The organism is Pseudoduganella sp. GW821-FHT12E03 (assembly GCF_058807115.1).
On record NZ_JBXAQJ010000011.1, the window covers coordinates 1 to 17,708 of the forward strand.

General features: G+C 61.0%; 15 protein-coding genes and 1 pseudogene. 2 read left to right on the top strand and 14 right to left on the bottom strand.

The window, feature by feature from the left end:
• Both AC1RRC_RS25205 and gstA read left to right on the top strand, forming a co-directional pair.
• On the top strand, positions 1–179 hold a 179-nt coding region (locus tag AC1RRC_RS25205), incomplete at its 5' end, for an aldehyde dehydrogenase family protein (RefSeq protein WP_493058581.1).
• A gap of 57 nt (positions 180–236) precedes the next feature.
• Positions 237–847, top strand: a pseudogene (gene gstA, locus AC1RRC_RS25210) (glutathione transferase GstA).
• Between the two features lie 78 nt (positions 848–925).
• Here the strand turns inward: gstA and AC1RRC_RS25215 are convergent.
• The 14 genes from AC1RRC_RS25215 to aceF all read right to left on the bottom strand — a co-directional run bounded on the left by AC1RRC_RS25215 (position 926) and on the right by aceF (position 17,698).
• Positions 926–1,480 (bottom strand): hypothetical protein, encoded by a 555-nt coding sequence (locus tag AC1RRC_RS25215; protein ID WP_493058306.1) that lies wholly within the window; start codon positions 1,478–1,480, stop codon positions 926–928.
• Positions 1,481–1,642: 162 nt separating this feature from the next.
• A complete protein-coding gene (locus tag AC1RRC_RS25220; RefSeq protein ID WP_493058307.1) occupies positions 1,643–2,461 on the bottom strand; it encodes a glycoside hydrolase family 28 protein in 819 nt (272 codons plus the stop codon).
• A 243-nt stretch (positions 2,462–2,704) separates the two neighbouring features.
• Positions 2,705–2,878 (bottom strand): hypothetical protein, encoded by a 174-nt coding sequence (locus tag AC1RRC_RS25225; RefSeq protein ID WP_493058308.1) that lies wholly within the window; start codon positions 2,876–2,878, stop codon positions 2,705–2,707.
• 70 nt (positions 2,879–2,948) lie between these two features.
• Positions 2,949–4,079, bottom strand: a complete 1,131-nt coding sequence (locus AC1RRC_RS25230; protein ID WP_493058309.1) for a porin — start codon at positions 4,077–4,079, stop codon at positions 2,949–2,951.
• Between the two features lie 270 nt (positions 4,080–4,349).
• Positions 4,350–5,318 carry a Bug family tripartite tricarboxylate transporter substrate binding protein gene (locus tag AC1RRC_RS25235; RefSeq protein ID WP_493058310.1) on the bottom strand — a complete coding sequence of 323 codons (969 nt, stop codon included), beginning with the start codon at positions 5,316–5,318 and terminating at the stop codon, positions 4,350–4,352.
• A gap of 31 nt (positions 5,319–5,349) precedes the next feature.
• Positions 5,350–6,603, bottom strand: coding sequence for a pyridoxal-phosphate dependent enzyme (locus tag AC1RRC_RS25240; RefSeq protein ID WP_493058311.1), 1,254 nt, complete (start codon positions 6,601–6,603; stop codon positions 5,350–5,352).
• Positions 6,600–7,790 (bottom strand): M24 family metallopeptidase, encoded by a 1,191-nt coding sequence (locus AC1RRC_RS25245; RefSeq protein WP_493058312.1) that lies wholly within the window; start codon positions 7,788–7,790, stop codon positions 6,600–6,602. The genes AC1RRC_RS25240 and AC1RRC_RS25245 overlap by 4 nt, the downstream gene beginning before the upstream one ends.
• Before the next feature lie 299 nt (positions 7,791–8,089).
• Positions 8,090–9,103, bottom strand: coding sequence for an Ldh family oxidoreductase (locus AC1RRC_RS25250; RefSeq protein WP_493058314.1), 1,014 nt, complete (start codon positions 9,101–9,103; stop codon positions 8,090–8,092).
• Complete coding sequence (locus AC1RRC_RS25255; protein ID WP_493058315.1) at positions 9,088–10,734, bottom strand: methyl-accepting chemotaxis protein; 1,647 nt, start codon at positions 10,732–10,734, stop codon at positions 9,088–9,090. Before AC1RRC_RS25255 ends, AC1RRC_RS25250 begins: the two co-directional genes overlap by 16 nt.
• Positions 10,735–10,747: 13 nt before the next feature.
• On the bottom strand, positions 10,748–12,259 hold the full coding sequence (locus tag AC1RRC_RS25260; RefSeq protein WP_493058582.1) for a tripartite tricarboxylate transporter permease: 1,512 nt from the start codon (positions 12,257–12,259) through the stop codon (positions 10,748–10,750).
• A gap of 16 nt (positions 12,260–12,275) precedes the next feature.
• Complete coding sequence (locus AC1RRC_RS25265) at positions 12,276–12,761, bottom strand: tripartite tricarboxylate transporter TctB family protein (RefSeq protein WP_493058316.1); 486 nt, start codon at positions 12,759–12,761, stop codon at positions 12,276–12,278.
• A 20-nt stretch (positions 12,762–12,781) separates the two neighbouring features.
• Positions 12,782–14,539 (bottom strand): biosynthetic-type acetolactate synthase large subunit, encoded by a 1,758-nt coding sequence (gene ilvB / locus AC1RRC_RS25270; RefSeq protein WP_493058317.1) that lies wholly within the window; start codon positions 14,537–14,539, stop codon positions 12,782–12,784.
• A 26-nt stretch (positions 14,540–14,565) separates the two neighbouring features.
• Positions 14,566–16,347, bottom strand: a complete 1,782-nt coding sequence (gene lpdA, locus AC1RRC_RS25275; RefSeq protein ID WP_493058318.1) for a dihydrolipoyl dehydrogenase — start codon at positions 16,345–16,347, stop codon at positions 14,566–14,568.
• Positions 16,348–16,357: 10 nt separating this feature from the next.
• A complete protein-coding gene (gene aceF, locus AC1RRC_RS25280; RefSeq protein WP_493058319.1) occupies positions 16,358–17,698 on the bottom strand; it encodes a dihydrolipoyllysine-residue acetyltransferase in 1,341 nt (446 codons plus the stop codon).
• Between the last annotated feature and the right edge of the window lie 10 nt (positions 17,699–17,708).

Below are 17,708 nucleotides of genomic sequence, written 5' to 3' on the forward strand. Positions count from 1 at the left end.
GTATTTTCCGGGTCGTGGAAGAACTGGAATTCGGCATGGTCGGTGTCAACGAAGGCATGATTTCCACCGAAGTGGCGTCGTTTGGCGGCGTCAAGACGTCCGGCCTGGGACGCGAAGGGTCCAAGTATGGCGTGGACGACTACCTGGAAATCAAGTACGTGGCCCTGGGCGGCCTGTGACGGCGCGCTGCCACGTACCAATCCACCCCAATCAACCCCTGTTTTACTGGAGTGACCATGAAACTGTACTATAGCCCCGGCGTCTGTTCGCTGGCGTCGCACATCGTGCTGCACGAGAGCGGCTTGCCTTTCACTACGCAGCGTGTCGACTTGAAAAGCCACACGCTCGACAGCGGCTCCGATTATTTCGCCATCAACCCGCGCGGGTATGTGCCCTTGCTGGAGCTCGATGATGGCCAGCGACTGAGCGAAGGCCAGATGATCATGCAATATATCGCCGACCAGGCGCCCGGCAAGCAACTGGCGCCTGCCTGGGGCAGCATGGAGCGCTACCGCCTGATCGAATGGCTGGCCTTCATCGGCGGCGAGCTGCACAAGAATAGAATTTCGGCGCGCTGTTCAATCCCGAGATGCCGGAGCAGGGCAGGCAATATCACCGCAACCGCGTGCTGGGCCGCTTCGCCTGGCTGGACCAGCAACTGGAGGGAAGGGACTATGTGATGGGCGCCGCCTTCACGGTGGCCGATGCTTACCTGTTCGTGGTGTCCGGCTGGGGCAAACTGGTCGGCGTCGACCTTTCCGCGCTGGGCAACCTGCAGTCATTGCTGGCGCGGGTTGCCGAGAGACCGGCGGTGCGCGCGGCGCTGGTCGCCGAAGGCCTGGCCTGACTGGCGGCCGCGGAAATATCATCGGTGGCGCGCTGTAGGGCGGATCGTGATCCGCCATGCCGGCGCCGCCGGTGCCGTTCACAAGCGCTGGACTGGCCCCGATTGCACGATATGCAGGTCGTTGATATCGCGCGTATCGCGGATAGTGATATCCGTGGCCGAGCGCAGTTCGAACAGCGCCGCGCCGTCGCCGCCCCGCTGGGCTTCGATGGCGCCGAATCGGGCGCGCTGAACGTCTTCCAGCACGACCGCGCAGCGCGCTTCCGGCAGGGTGTGCCGCAGGGTGACATGGTCGACCTGAATGCCATCGACATGGCGCATATACAAGCCATAGGCCGGCGGCGGGCCGAACATGCCGGGCTCGGGATAGTTGCAGGGGTTTTCCAGCGGCGCCACGTCGCGCAAGGCGGCGCTGCCGCCGCCGCTCAATGCAAAGTGCAGGTTGGACAGGGCGAGCCCGGTGATGGGGGGGCCGGGCAGTCCACTGATCGTGCTGGCAAACACCTTTTGCGCCCCGGACACCACGACGTTACTGATATTGATGCGCTGGATGGCGCCAATGGCGGGTGCATCCGGCCCGCGCAGGCGCGCACCCAGGCGGATGAAGATCGGGTCGTTGGCGACGTTGCGCATCGTAATATTGGATATCGTGATGTCTTCAATATGCGCGCCATCAACGCTTTCAATTGCCAGGCAGCGGCAATCGTCGAAAACACAATTGGTGATCGTGATATTGCGGAAATCGGCATTCGATTCCGTGCCCAGCTTGATGCGGCCATAGCGCCCGGAATGGTATTACGGCGCGCTGCGCTTGAAGGTGCCGTCGAGCAGCGAACCGAGATCCAGGTTGCCCGTCACATAGCAGTCTGAAATCGTGATGTTTTCACATGCGGTCACCTTGGCCAGGCCATACGACGCTTTCAGGCAAATCCCGTCATCCCACGGTGAATTGACGCTGCAGCGGGTAATGCGCACATTGTTGCAGCAATCGATATCCATGCCGTCGCGGTTGGTGTCGATGCGCAAGTTATCCACCGTCATATTGCGGCAGCCGGTGGCGAGGATGCCGAAGTGGCCGCCTTGCAAGATGCCGAAATCGCGCAGCAGCACATTACTGCATTCGCGCAGCGCGATGGCTTTGTTGCCTTCACCTGGATCGCCGTCGCGGTCATAATGGTGAGTCCCGTCCGGGGCGATGACGTGGCCTGAATTGAGTCCCTTGCCATGGATCATGCCCGTGCCGGTAATGGCTACGCTGTCCAGGCCGATGCCCCAGATCAGGCTGTTCTTCCAGTGGCTGTGCCCAAAGTCCTGGAAATTGCCGGCCGCGTCGTTGGGCTCGGGCAAATCGTAAGGCTTGATTTTCCAGTCCACCGCCTCGATCACTGCGCCGGCCTCCAGGTGCAGGGTAACGCGGCTTTGCAGGCGGATCGACGCCGACAGGTAAGTTCCCAGCGGGAACAGCACGGTGTCGCCACCGCCCCGGGCTGCAGCATTGATGGTCGCATTGATGGCATTCGAGTCGACCGCCTTGCCACCGCCGCGCGCCCCATAGTCGCGCACGTTATACAAGGTCGCGGCCCGAGCTTGCGTGCCGGAGCCATAGGCGAACAAAAGGGGACTGGTCGCGGCCAGTCTGGCGGCTGAACCAAGGAAGTGTCGACGCGAAGTATCCATATCAGTAAGAAAGAGAGGGCGCGCGGAAATTGTAGCTCGCTCTTTGTTATCGATAACTAATTTTGTTTGGCTAAATGTCGGCCGTGCTTCTTCCGGAAACGCATCGAAGGTATTCTTCCCAGCGGCAGGACAGCAGCACCACGATATGTTCCAATCGGAGGCTTGCACAGCATGCTTCAGCTAAAATGCCGTCTCGATGGCGTCGTCAAGCGGTCGCACTTCGTCCCCAATGAGATAGCGCCGGATCTCGCAGAGTTCCGGCAAAGGGGTACGTGTTTGGAACCGCATGGCCAGCCATTTCCTGACCAGTTCTTTGGTGGGCCGCCAGGACGGCTCCGTTTTTTGCGTATTCATAACCAGGTATCCTTTCAATACACCGGCATTGCGCGGCCGGCGCGGCTTGCGCCGGCCGCGCGTGAGGTGCTTAGAAGAAGTGATTTATACCGATTGATATGCCCCGTTGATGCTCAACGCCGCGCGGTGCAAAGAAACCAATGGCGCCTTTTTCGTACTTGTTGTAATCAATGTCGGCATATATGACCGTCCGCTTGGACAACGCATAGGTGCCGCTCAGAATATAGAAACCACGCGTGCCTTCGAAGCCAGGCGCCGTGGCCTTGGTCTGGAAATAGGCACCGGTAATTTCCGTCAATGGAGTAACGTAGTAGCTGACGCCGGCCCAGTAATTCCTGGTCTGAAACTCACCCCCGGCGCGCAAATCCTGCTTTTCATACAGGTAGCCGCCTGCCAGCCGCGCGCCACCAATCTTGTAGGCGCCGGCGATCGTCCACTGTTGGTTGCTCTTGTCGAATGGCGTGGCAGAGGTGGCTGCCAGGTTGATGGTGTTGGCAAACGGCGCGCCGGCGGCATGGAACACGCCGTCGGTTTTGCGGGCCGTGTACGCGCCGCCCAGGCTCAGCGGGCCGTCGCGGTAAATTGCGCCGACCGCCATGGTGCGGCCATTCGCGCGGTTGCCGGTGACTTCGCCCGCAGCATATTCGGCATACGCCGTGACGGAGCCGATTAACTTGCTGTACTGGATATCGTTATTGAGCCGTATCGAACCGTAGCCCAGCGGATTGGCGCTGGTGCCTTGCGAGCCGGCAGGCCAGGCAGTGACCGGCGCCAGCGGGGTAAATTTGAAGTTCAGCGGATCGTGGGCGGCTACCACCTTATATGACACGCTGTATTGACGGCCGAAATCCAGCGTGCCCCAATCCGTGCTGACACCGACTGCTGCGACCCGGTCAAACAGCTGGCCCAATGTGTTGTTCATGGCGCCGGTGCCGGTATTGAAGCCTGATTCCAGCGTAAAGCGCGCTGTCATGCCGCCACCGAGGTCTTCAACGCCTTTGAAGCCGAGACGGTTGGAGTTATAGGTGCCGCCCGAACCCATGGTGAGTTTGGTGCCGGAAGTCGCGGCGTTGGCGGAGCCGGCATTGGTCACGCTGCGCAAACCGCCATCGAACGATCCGTACACGGTGACCGAGCTCTGTGCCCAGGCCGCGCCGGTAAACGATCCGATGACGGCGAGCGTGATGATGTTCTTATTCATTTTTTAAATCTCCTGAACGATAGCAAACGTTTTTTTATTTCGCCCTGGGCGCAGTACGTTTTGCCTGATGCATGAATGTTCTTATCAATTCATAGGGTGCAAGAGTCCCTCGGCTGCCATGGCGGCCGGATTGCATAAGGTGACGGGATAAGCCAGCCGCCTAGGACAGCGACGGGCGCGGCGGGATTCCGGTCAAGAGCACCGCAAGCGGGGTAGGTTGATCATGCTGGAATCCCTTTCATTGGAAAGACGGGCGAAATCAGCCGGTGCTTATTCGAATTTGATGCGCCCGGTGGTCACAACTTTTTGCCACTTTGCGATGTCTTGCGCCATAAACTTGCCGAGATCTTCTGGCGAGCCGGGGCGTGGTTCCAATGAAGCTTTTTCCAGCGTGTTGCGAACCTCGGGGTCCGCCAGCGCTTTTTGCAGTTCGCGGTTGAGCGAGGCAATGATGGCCGGTGGTGTGCGGACCGGCACCACAAAACCATACCAGCTGGTATAGTCAAAACCGGTGACACCGGCTTCGGCAACTGTCGGCACGTCCGGCAAGGCTTTCGAACGTACTGTCGCGCCGACAGCCAATGCGCGCACGCGGCCTGCTTTCACCATGGGAATCACCGACGGATCGACGAAGGAAACGTTGACAGACTTGTTGACCAGCGCAGTCACGATTTCATTGGTGGACTTGAAGGGCACGTGCAGCAGGTCGATGCCGGCCGACTGGTTCAGCATTTCCGCAGCGAGATGCTGGGAGTTGCCGACGCCACCAGAGGCGATGGTCAGCTGGCCGGGCTGCACCTTGGCTGCCGTGGTGAGCTCCTTGAGCGATTTCCATGGGGAATCCGCGGCAGTCACCAGCAGCGGGGTCAGGGAAACACCCATAGTGACCGGCGCAAAATCACGCACGGGATCAAACGAATACTTGCGACCCGACACGGTGGCAATCGTGTTCGATGGCGTGGTAATCAGCAGCGTATGGCCATCGGCAGGCGCTCTGGCGACAAATTCGCTGCCGATCATGCCACTGGCGCCCACGCGGTTTTCCACTACGACCGGCTGTTTGTAGGCCGCGCTGAGTTTGGCTCCGACCACGCGGGCCAGGATGTCAGGCCCGCTTCCCGGGCCGAACGGCACAATAATCTTGATCGCCTGTTTGGGGAAAACCGTCTCCGCATAAGCTGGTTGCAGCAACATCGCGGCGGAAATAGCCAGGGTGCTAAGAAATATACGGCGAAGCATGTGATGTCTCCTGTTAGTTTGTAAGTATGGGTCAAACGGTGCCAAGCGGGGAGCGCAGCCGCGCCAGGATTTCTTCAACCGGACCGTGTTCCACTGCCAGCGGTGGCAGGCCGGTGGACGACACGTCGGCGTCCTTCATTCCGCCTGCCGTGCCAATGCAGACGACGGTGTGTGTCGGCTGGATGGTTCCGGCCTGAACCAGCTTCTTGACTGCGATCAGTGGCATGACACTGGCCAGTTCCAGGAACAAGCCTTCCTGGCTGGCAAGCATTTCCTGCGCGGCGATGAGACCATCGTTGCCAACCCGTATTGCCACGCCATCGGTGTTGCGCAATGCCTTCAATGCCTGGTAAGAACTTTGGTTGGCTGCGACCGATTTGGCAAGCGCCACTTCTTCTGCCACCACGGGGTAGACACAGTCTTGGCCATTGCGCATGGCGGCAGCAAGCGAGCCGTGCGCTTCGGCCGCCACCAGGCGCGGCATTCGCCCAATCACTTTTGCGGTGATCAAATCCATGAATCCTTGTGTCACGGCAGTCAAGGCATCGCCGTAGCACACCGGCAACACTACCCAGTCCGGTGCGCGTCCCAGGTCGGCCACGATTTCATAGGCGATCGTCTTGTAGCCTTCAATGCCGATTGGTAAGCTGCCGACCACCGGCGCCGTGCGTGGCGACGTCGTCAGCCAGCCTTCGTGCTGTATGCCCGCTTGCAACAGTGGCCACCGGTCTTCCTTTCGTTTGAGCAGCACCAGTTGTGCGCCCAGCTTGCGGATTTGCGTCAGCATCGGTCCCGCTGCCCCTTCTGCAGCGACCACTACGCAGCGCAAACCCGCGCGTGCCGCATACGCTGCCAGCGACGCGCCGGCATTGCCAGACGACGCCGTGGCCACGGTCTCGATGCCATGGCGTACGGCATGGGTGACGGCAACGGTGCTGAGCCGGTCCTTGAACGAGCCCGTCGGATTACGCGACTCATCTTTGACGTATAGTTCGGTGATGCCGATGTCGCGCGACAGCCGCTGCAACGGCACCATTGGGGTTCCCCCTTCACCCAGGCTCACTGGCGCACCGTCATTGACGGCAAGCATAGGGTAATAGCGCCACACCCCGGGCGGCTGGTGTTTTACCGCATTGAAATCCCAGCGTGCGCGATCGGCAGGCGCATGGCGCACAGCCAGGTTGGCCGCATTATCCCCTGAGCAATGCATGCATCCGGAGCCGAGGTAGTTCAATGCATGCTCGGCGCCGCAACGGATGCACAGCAGGGTGGCGTGGGTGTTCATGCCAGCACCTGCAGGGAACCGTCCGTACGGTGCAGCAGTTCTGGACCGTCGGCGCGCACCACGACCGTGTTTTCCACTTGCAGGCCACACCAGCCCAACTCGTAGTAAGGCGTTTCCACGCACATGACCATGCCTTCTTCAATGATTTGCTTGCTGCCGGGCGCGAGATTTGGCACGTCATAGCCGTCCAGGCCAATGCCGTGGCCGACGTGGCTGCGGGAGTAGTGGGGAATACCAGAGCGGCGCACCGCGTCCACGGCGGTATTGAAAACGTCGGCCACGGCGACGCCGGGGCGGATCACGTCGAACGCGGCATAGACACCATTGTGCAGTGCTTGCTGGTAAGTCTTGACGCGCGGGTCGGGTTCGCCCAGGGTGGCGATGCGCGCAATGTCGGCGCGGTAGTGCTTGTAGCGACCACCCACGTCGAAGCGGATCACGTCGCCGCGGCGCAGCGCGGTATCGCCAGGGTGCACATTCGGCATGGCGCTGCGGGTGCCAAAGCCGATACAGCCCAGCACAGGGAATGCATCATCCTGCACTGTACGGGTGTGGAAAGCGCGCGCCAGTTCCAGTTCGGTAATGCCTTCTTCGGCAATGGCCAGCGCGGCTGCAACAGAACGCTCGGCAATCGTCGCCACGCGCCGCAGGCGCTCGATTTCCGTCGGGGTCTTTACCGCACGGATGTTGCGGAACAATTCCGAGGCAGGTGTGATCTTGCAGTTGGGTAACTCGCGGGCCAGGAATTCCCATTGGCCGGGCATCAGGCCCAATTCGTCGATGCCGACCGTGGCGCGTTCAAGGCCCATTTCCTTGATGGTGGCGATCAGGGTGGCCATGCCGTCCTTCATGTCGGGCAGGCTGTTCAGGCGGACCAGTTCGCGGTCGAGCGGCGTGTGTTCCACATTGGCCTGGTCCATGTGGAAAAAGCCGAAGCGGCGCACATTGCGCACCCAGACATCTTCCTGGTCGGCTAACTGGTCCAGCAGCGAGGTGGGCGCCAGCACACACGTGGCGTCCAAGTCACGCGCTGGCAGCACGGCAAATGACTGCGGACCGCGGCGTATCCACTGGGACAGCGCCCAATAACCGGTGCTGTACGTGACATTTTCCGGTGCGGTTGCCACCAGGGCATCGATCGAAGCGCTGGCGCACAGCGCCTGCAAGCGGGGTTGGTTCAAAAGCATGGTAAGTACCTCTAGCGTCAGTGAAGTTGGGAATTGGCAGGGTCTGGTTGCGACTATATGTTCCTATAATCGATACAGCATTCCTATATGTGATACATATTTGCACAAAGAAATCGAAGCGTCAAGGCGAAAAGCTGCGAAAAATTGCTGTTGCATTCGGCGCAGAAACGCGTTCTACGCGGGGCCATGCGAATGGGACTTGCGTAACGGGGCAAGCCGCGCATGACAGGCCAGGCGGTGGGGGGAATAGGGTAATTTGCCAGGCAAGGCACGCAGGAGCGTGCCTTGCCTGGCTGGTGTCATGGTTGTGGCATGGCCGCGTTGGCAAGGCTTTGCGCCTGCTCCCACAAGGCAGAATCAACTGTGATGCCGGCGTTGGCGTTGCGTGGACGCTGTGTGCCCGGCAAGCGGGTTCCCGGCTGCGCCTGAATGGCGCGGTTTAATTTATCGAGGCCATTTGCGAATCCGGCTCCCCCGATCGTAGCGGGGTCCAGCACCAGGCAGAAAATACCTAGCCCGTGCGGCGGACCTTCCGTGGCGCTCAGACTGGATGTGTCGAGCGACATGGCCGAGCCAGTGAAGATCGACGCCAGCAGTTCAGCCATCAGGCTGAAGCCGTATCCTCTGCTGCCGCCGGCCGGCAGCAGCGCGCCTGCCAGCGCTTCCTGCGCATTGGTGGTGGGCTCACCGGCGGCTGACACGGCCCAGTCCGGCGGAATCGGCGTAGCGCACAAGGCCGCCTCGCGCACGTGGCGCAAATTGGCAGCGCTGGTGCATTGGTCGAACTGGAAGGCAATGCCGCCCTGTCCGTCGGGAACGGATAGGGCTATGGGATTGGTCCCGAGTATCGGCCTGGTCCCGCCAGGCGCCGTCACGCTGGCGGAGGCATTGGTACAGGCCAAGCCGATGTAGCCGTGCTTTGCAATGACCTCGGGAAAATAGCCCAGCGCGGCGGCAGTGTAGGCGCGCCGGATGGCCAGGACCGCCACGCCCAGCGTCTGCGCGGCATGCAAGGCGGCGGGCAAACCTAGCGCAAATGCCGGTTGCGCGAATCCGTTGTGGGCCTCGACGTGTATCAGCCCGGGCTTGGCGCGACGTACAACGGGCGTCGCCGCGCCGTCAACCCTGCCGCTGGCCAACTGGGCGCAATCGAGCAGCAGGTGACCCAGTCCGCAGTGCGGGTTGCCGGCTTGCTGTGCCCGCCGCAATGCTTTGGCGACTTCCGTGGCCGCGAACGCCGAGGCGCCGTGGCGCATCAGGGCGCCGGCCATCACCTGTTCGAGGGCATGGACGGAAACTATGGTTGTCGGCATGCTGGCAATTGTCCAGAGTATCGTTTAATGCCGGGCGATGGCTGCGCCGCCGCGGCGGGGCGTACCGTGTCCGGCTCTCGCGCGCCGGTGCCTGCAGCCTGCAAGCGAAACGCGCTGACCGCGCCCGTCAGCAATGCCGCCTGCTCTTGCAGGCTGGCGGCGGCAGCGGCGGCTTGTTCAACCAGCGCCGCATTTTGCTGGGTAGCCCGGTCGATGTCGCTGATCGATTGATTGACGCGGGCAATGCCATCGCTTTGCCGTTCGCTGGCAGCCAGGATGTCGGCCATGATGGCGGCGACTTGCTTCACGCTGTTAACGAGTTCTTCCATGGTGGAACCGGTGTCCGCCACCAGTTGGCTGCCGATCCGGACCTTGGCGGCCGAGTCGCCGATCAGTGCTTTGATCTCCCTGGCCGCCGTGCCGGACCGGTGTGCCAGGTTGCGTACTTCCTCCGCGACAACTGCGAAGCCCCGTCCTTGTTCACCCGCCTTGGCGGCTTCGACTGCCGCGTTCAACGCGAGGATATTGGTCTGGAAAGCGATCCCGTCGATGACGCTGGTGATGTCGACGATTTTGTCCGAACTGCGTTTGATGGACGCCATCGTGTCCACCACCTCGCTCACCATATGGCCACCGCGCTGCGCCACGCCGGACGCGGACAGCGCAAGCTGGTTGGCGTGGCGGGCATGGTTGCTGTTGGCCTGAACGGTCAGTGTGAGTTGCCCGACTGAAGCGGCGGTCTGCTCAAGCGCCGTGGCTTGCGCTTCAGTACGGATGGAAAGGTCGGCATTACCGGCGGCGATGTCGCGCGACGCATGGCTGATGGTGCTGGTGCCGGTCCGGACTTGTTCCACCATGTGCGTGAGTCCGCCATTCATGCTCCGCAGCGCATCAAGCAGGCGGCCGATTTCGTGATTTCCTCCCATTTCAATGGTGGACGTCAGGTCGCCCGCCGCGACCCGGTCGGCAATCGTCACCGCGTCATTCAGAGGCGTGACGATGCTGCGTGTGATGGACCAGGCAAAGCCAATCCCGGTCAATACGGCAGCGGCGCTGATGACGCCCAGCCCCAGCGTCAGCTCACGGTCGGCCTGCACCGACTCGTCCAGTAATGCGCGTCCTGCAATGGCGGACAGTTCCACCAGGCGGTCCATCACCGCCACCGAACGCAAGTTGGCGGGATCGACAAAGCGTGTGATGATGGACGCGGCGCCATCATTGTTCAACCCTTCTGCCAGCTTGATGGCCATCAGGTAACGCTGATGCACGTCGCGTTCGAGCTTGTCGAGTTCCGCCAGCGCGAGATTTTCCTGTACTGACAGCGACAAGTCGCCTAGCTGCAAGCGGGCTTGGGCATAGCGCTTGTTTTGGCTTGCTACGCGCGACTTGTGCTTGTCCACCGACGCGGTATCGAGCATGTTGCGCATGGCAATACCACCCTCGAGCAGCGCGCTTTTCATGGTGGCCACCAGTTCGGCCTTGTGGTTGCTGGCGGCAAGACCCGCCATCAGGCGGTCTTTGTTGCGTGCCGTTAGCAGGGTTGATCCCACGGCAATCAGTGTCAGCAAGGCCAGAATCACACTGAAACTGATCGCCAGGCGGGCGCCAATGCGCAGTTTGTATAAATTCATGACAAAGCCCCCATCAATCTTCGACAAACGCTTCGTCTCGTTTCTTGCTGATGGCAGGCGACAGCATGACGAGCAACAGGATCGCGGCCGCTGCCAGCAGGGACGCCGACAATGGCCTGCTGGCGAAGACGCTCCAGTCACCGCGCGACAGCAGCAAGGTCCGTCGCAAGTTTTCTTCCATCATCGGGCCCAGGATCAATCCCAGCAGCAAAGGGGCTGGCTCGCAACCCAGCTTGATGAAGGCATATCCTACAATGCCGAACAAGGCCACCAGCCAGATGTCGAACACGCTGGTGTTGGTGGAATACACGCCTATCGCACACAGCAACACAATGGACGGGAACAGGTAGCGGTAGGGCACTGTCAGTAATCGGACCCAGACGCCGATCAGCGGCAAGTTCAAGACCAGCAAGATGGCATTGCCGATCCACATCGATGCAATCAGGCCCCAGAATAGTTCCGGATTACTGCTCATCACTTGCGGTCCAGGCTGGATATTGTGGATGGTCATCGCGCCCACCATCAGTGCCATGACGGCGTTGGGCGGAATGCCCAGCGTCAGCATGGGAATGAATGACGTTTGCGCTCCCGCATTGTTGGCCGATTCGGGCGCCGCCACACCGCGGATGTTACCCTCGCCAAATGGCACTTCGCCTGGCTGTAAACGCGTCTTTTTTTCAATCGAGTAGGCCGCAAAAGAACCCAGCAGGGCTCCGCCGCCCGGCAACACCCCTAGCACCGAGCCCAGCACGGTGCCACGCATGACCGCGGGCGCCATGCGCTTGAAATCCGCGGAAGTCGGGAACAAGTGCTCGACTTTTTTTGTGAATATTTCTCGCTTTTCTTCGCTGTGGGACAGCGACTGGATGATGTCGCCATAGCCGAATACGCCCATGGCAATGGCGATGAAGCTGATGCCGTCGGACAGTTCCGACAAGCCGAAGTCAAAGCGCGCAACACCGGAATTCACATCGGTGCCGACGATGCCCAGCAGCAGGCCCAGGATCACCATGGCCATGGCCTTCAGGACGGAGCCTTTGGCGAGCACCACGGCGCCGATCAGGCCCAGCACCATCAGCGCGCAATATTCGGCGGGGCCGAACTTAAAGGCTAGTTCCGTCAGCGGCGCGGCGAACGCCGCCAGGATCAGCGTGCCGAATGAGCCAGCAATGAACGAACCGATGCCTGCAGCCGCCAGAGCCGGGCCGGCACGGCCTCTGCGGGCCATCTGATACCCGTCTAGCGCGGTGACGACGGACGATGCCTCGCCCGGCAAATTGACGAGGATCGCCGTGGTGGAGCCGCCGTATTGCGCACCATAGTAAATCCCGGCTAGCATGATGAGCGCCGACAGTGGCGGCAACGCGTAGGTTGCAGGCAGCAGCATGGCAATGGTTGCCAGTGGGCCCAGCCCCGGCAGCACCCCGATCACGGTGCCCAAGATGCAGCCTATCAGCGCGTACAGTAAATTCTGTAGCGTGAAGGCAGCGTCGAAGCCAATCGATAAGTGTTGGATCAAGTCCATCATGATGTCGCTCCCCTTATCCGGTAATGAATGCAGGCCACATGTCAAACGGCTGGCTCAGCAATTTGATGAACGTGACATAGCTCGCTATGGCCAGCACGGCCGCCAGGATCAGTGTGGGACGCCAATGGAATTCACGGCTGGCCAGTGATGCAAGCAGCACCAGTGCCACAATGCCCACAGCCAGGCCAAGTGGTGGTAAGCCGATCGATGGAATACCGGCCAGGCAAATGCCAAATACCAGGTTGGCGGCGATGATCAGCAACAACGGACGCCAGGCAATGGCGCCGATGCGGTGCGCTTCCTGCTGCGTGGCCAGGGCCTGCAAGGCAACCAGCGCTCCCAGTATTGCCAAGGCTGTACCCAGCAGGGCCGGGAAATAGCCGGGGCCCATTCCTGCTGCAGTGCCCATTGCATACTGGCGGCTTCCCACTGCGAAGCCGATGCCAATGGCGGTGAACGTGAGTCCGGCGGCGAAATCCCGCTGATTTGTGATGCTCATGTTGTCTCCTCTTTTTTGTTTTATTCCAGATCGCTGGCGTCCAGGATCATTTCCGTTAATCCTTTGCCCGCCGCCACCATCGGCCATACGCTTTCGGATTGGTCCGTGATGAAGTTAAGAAAGACCAGGCGGTCTTTCATCGCAAAGGCTTGCCGAAGCGCCGTTTCCACCTGGCGCGGATCGGTAATCGTCATGCCGACATGGCCATAGGCATGGGCCAGTTTGTCGAAGTCGGGCAGGGAGTCCATGTACGACTCCGAATAGCGAGAACCGCTGTACACATCCTGCAGTTGCCGCACCATGCCAAGCGCGCGGTTGTTCAACATGATGATCTTCGGCGTCAGATGGTATTGTTTGCACGTGGCGAGCTCCTGGATGCACATCAGGATGGATGCTTCGCCTGTGACGCATGCGACGGTGGCGCCGGGATTGGCCAGTTGCACGCCCATCGCGTAGGGTAAGCCGACCCCCATTGTGCCCAGACCGCCTGAGTTGATCCAGCGCCGTGGCGCATCAAAGCGGGAATATTGCGCCGCCCACATCTGGTGCTGGCCCACATCCGATGTGATGAAGGTGTCGCCATCAGTTACCCGCCACAGCGTTTCAATAACCGCTTGCGGTTTGATCAGCGTGTCCGAAGCGGGATACGCCAGGCATGCTTTGGCCCGCCACGCGGTGATCTGGTTCCACCAGTCGCTGTGCGTATTGCGATGCTTCGCTGTGGCGGCGGGGAGCAGGCTTAGTAAGTCCCGGAGCACGTATTTGAGATCGCCCACGATGGGGATATCGGCGGGGATGCGTTTGGAAATTTCAGACGCATCGATGTCGACGTGAATGATGGTGCGGTGCGCGGAAAGGAAGTGTGCCGTGTTGCCGATCACACGGTCGTCAAAGCGCGCTCCCAGTGCAACCAAGACATCGCAATGCTGCATGGCCATGTTGGCTTCATACGTGCCGTGCATGCCCAGCATGCCCAGGAAGCGCTCACTGCTGCCGCGATACGCGCCCAGTCCCATCAAGGTGTTGGTGCAGGGGGAACCCAGCAAATCCACCAGCGCATTCAATTCTTCCGCCGCATCGGCCAGGATTACGCCACCGCCTGCATAAATCAACGGGCGCCGGGCGCTGGCGAGGGCTTTGGCGGCCTTGCGCAATTGGGCCGGATGCCCCCTGGTCGGCGGGGAATAGGCGCGCAGCTTGATCTCGTCAGGGTAGGTATATTGCGTGCTGCTGAAGGTAATGTCTTTGGGTATGTCTATCAGGACTGGCCCGGGCCGCCCGCTGCGGGCGATATAAAAGGCCTTCTTGACGGTGGCCGCCAGTTCGCGGATGTCGCGGACCAGGAAGTTATGCTTGACGCAGGAACGTGTGATGCCGACCGCGTCGCATTCCTGGAATGCATCCTGTCCGATGGTGTCCAGCGGAACCTGTCCGGTAATGACAATCAGTGGAATGGAATCCATGTAAGCGGTGGCTATGCCTGTAATGGCATTGGTCACGCCAGGGCCCGATGTCACCAGCGCGACGCCTGTCTTGTGGGAGCTGCGCGAGTAGGCATCGGCAGCATGCACAGCCGCCTGTTCATGACGCACCAGAACGTGTTTGATCGTCTCCTGGGAAAACAGGGCGTCGTAAATGTGAAGGAGGGCCCCGCCGGGGTAGCCAAACACATGTTCGACTTGCTCTTGCTGCAGGCATCGGATCAGGATTTCAGCACCGGTCAGCGTTTCACCGGCATCGGCCACGGCGTATGTCCCGGCACTTTCTGCTATGTTCATGTTGAAAGGAATCTCTATCAAGTTATTTAAGAACGTCTTCTCGGCGGCAAGTCCGTGCAGACGCCTTCATTGGCTTCCGCCGCCATACCGATCGACTCACCCAAGGTCGGGTGCGGGTGGATGGTCTTGCCGATGTCGGTGCCATCGCAGCCCATCTCGATCGCCAGGGCGATCTCGCCAATCATGTCGCCGGCGTGCGTGCCGACCATGGTGCCGCCGATGATGCGGTGCGTCTCCGCGTCGAACAGCAGCTTGGTGAAGCCTTCGGCGCGGCCATTGGCCACTGCACGGCCCGAAGCGGCCCAAGGGAAGTGGCCCTTCTCGACCTTGATGCCCTTGGCTTTCGCTTCATCTTCCGTGATACCGGCCCATGCCACTTCCGGATCCGTGTAGGCCACCGATGGAATCACCTTCACGTCGAAGTGCGACTTCTGGCCTGCCGCGGCTTCCGCCGCCACGTGGCCTTCATGCACCGCCTTGTGCGCCAGCATCGGCTGGCCCACCAGGTCGCCGATGGCGAAGATGTTTGGCACGTTGGTGCGCATCTGGCTGTCGACGTTGATAAAGCCGCGATCGGTCACGATCACGCCAGCCTTGTCGGCGGCGATTTTCTTGCCGTTCGGGCTGCGGCCAACCGCCACCAACATCATGTCGTACACCTGTGGCGCAGGCGCGGTGGCGCCCGCCTCGGCGGCTTCGAAGGTGACTTTGATGCCTTCCGGCAGCGCCTCGACCGCAACCGTCTTGGTCTTGGTCATGACGTTGTCGAAACGCTTCTCGTTGTACTTCTGCCATACCTTCACCGCGTCGCGGTCGGCGCCCTGCATCAGGCCATCCATCATTTCAACCACGTCGATGCGCGCGCCGAAAGTGGAGTACACGGTGGCCATTTCCAGGCCGATGATGCCGCCGCCAATCACCAGCATGCGCTTCGGAATCTGGCGCAGTTCCAGCGCGCCGGTCGAATCCACGATGCGTGGATCTTCCGGTACGAACGGCAGCTTCACCACCGCCGAGCCGGCGGCAATGATGGCTTGCTTGAACTGCACCACTTTCTTGCTGCCATCCTTGGCCGTCACTTCGATGTGGTTGGCGCTCAGGAACTGGCCGACGCCGACCACCACCTGCGTCTTGCGCGCCTTGGTCATGCCAGCCAGGCCGCCGGTCATGTTCTTGATCACGCCTTCCTTGTACTTGCGTACCTGGTCGATGTCGATCGTCGGCTTGGCGAAGGTGACGCCGGTGTTGGACATGTGCGCCGTTTCATCGATCACGGACGCCACGTGCAGCAGCGCTTTCGACGGGATGCAGCCCACGTTCAGGCACACGCCGCCCAGCGTCTCATAACGCTCCACGATCACGGTATTCATGCCCAGGTCGGCAGCGCGGAAGGCAGCCGAATAGCCGCCAGGGCCACCGCCCAGCACCATCATGTCGCAGTTGATGTCGATCTGGCCGGAATAACCTCCCGCGATCGGCGCCACCACCGGCGCGGCCGGTGCAGCCGGAGCCGCAGCAGCCGGTGACGGCGCTGCAGCCGCAGGGGCCGAAGCCTCCGCAGGAGCAGCAGCGCCCGCGCCAGCTTCGACCAGTAACACCAGCGAGCCTTCGCCCACCTTGTCGCCTATTTTGACCTTCAATTCCTTGACCACGCCCGCGTGGCTCGATGGAATTTCCATCGATGCCTTGTCGGATTCGACGGTCACCAGCGACTGGTCAACCTGGATGGTGTCACCCACCTTGACCAACACTTCGATGATCTCGACTTCCTTGAAGTCACCGATATTCGGTACTTTAACTTCGGTCATCCGGGGCTCCTTACAGCAAGATCTTGCGCAGGTCGGCCAGCACTTCGGCCAGATAGGCGTTGAAGCGTGCCCCCAGGGCGCCGTCGATCACGCGGTGATCGAACGACAGCGACAGCGGCAGCATCAGGCGCGGCTGGAATTGCTTGCCATCCCACACCGGCTCGATGGCCGATTTCGACAGGCCCAGGATCGCGACTTCCGGCGCGTTGACGATCGGCGTGAAGGCCGTACCGCCAATGCCGCCCAGCGACGAAATCGTGAACGTGGCGCCCTGCATGTCGGCAGGTTTCAGCTTGCCTTCGCGCGCTTGCAGCGACAGCTCACCCATTTCGCGGGCGATCTGCGGCACGGATTTCTGGTCGGCGTTCTTCACCACCGGCACCACCAGGCCATTCGGCGTATCGGCGGCGAAGCCAACGTTGAAGTACTTCTTGATGATCAGGTTTTCACCTTTTTCATCCAGCGACGAGTTCACCACAGGGAACTTCTTCAGCGCGGCCACGGAAGCCTTGATGACGAAGGCCAGCATGGTCAGCTTGGCGGCGTCCTTGTTCTTCGCATTGGCGGCGTTGGAGTCGACACGGAACTGTTCCAGGTCCGTCACGTCGGCTTTCTCGAAGACCGTCACGTGTGGAATCTGTACCCAGTTGCGGTGCAAGTTCGGGCCGGAAATCTTCTTGATGCGCGGCAGGGCTTGCAGTTCGGTTTCGCCGAACTTGCTGAAGTCCAGCGATGGCCATGGCAACAAGTTAAGGCCCTGGCCGTCCTTGCGCGCCGTTGCTCCCGCTTGCACTGCCCGTGTTTCAGACATTACGCCCTTGACAAAAGCTTGCACGTCGCTGTGCAGGATCCTGCCCTTCGCGCCGGTGCCCGGCAAACGTTCCAGTTCGACGCCCAGTTCCCTCGCATACTTGCGCACGGACGGGGAGGCGTGGCTCTGGCGGGAATGGCCCGCTGCGCCAGCCAGCGGCGAAATCAGCGCGTTGGCAGAGGGCAAATGCGGGGCAACTTGCAGCGGTGACGGTGCCGGCGGCGCAGGCCGCATCGGTGTGGCAGGCGGTGCAGACGTACCCGGTGCGGTAGCCGATGGTGCGGCCAATGGCGTAGCATTAGCGGTCTCTAACGCCAGCAATGGCGAGCCTTTGGAAACCTTATCACCCAGCTTGACCAGTAATTCCGTGACTCTGCCAGCCAGGCTCGACGGAATCTCCATGCTGGCCTTGTCGGATTCGACCGTGATTAGCGGCTGGTCCACGCGGATGGTGTCGCCAGGCTTGACCAGCAACTCGATGACTTCCACGTCCTGGTAATCACCGATGTCCGGGACCTGTACTGAAATGGTATTCGTCATTTGTTGGTAC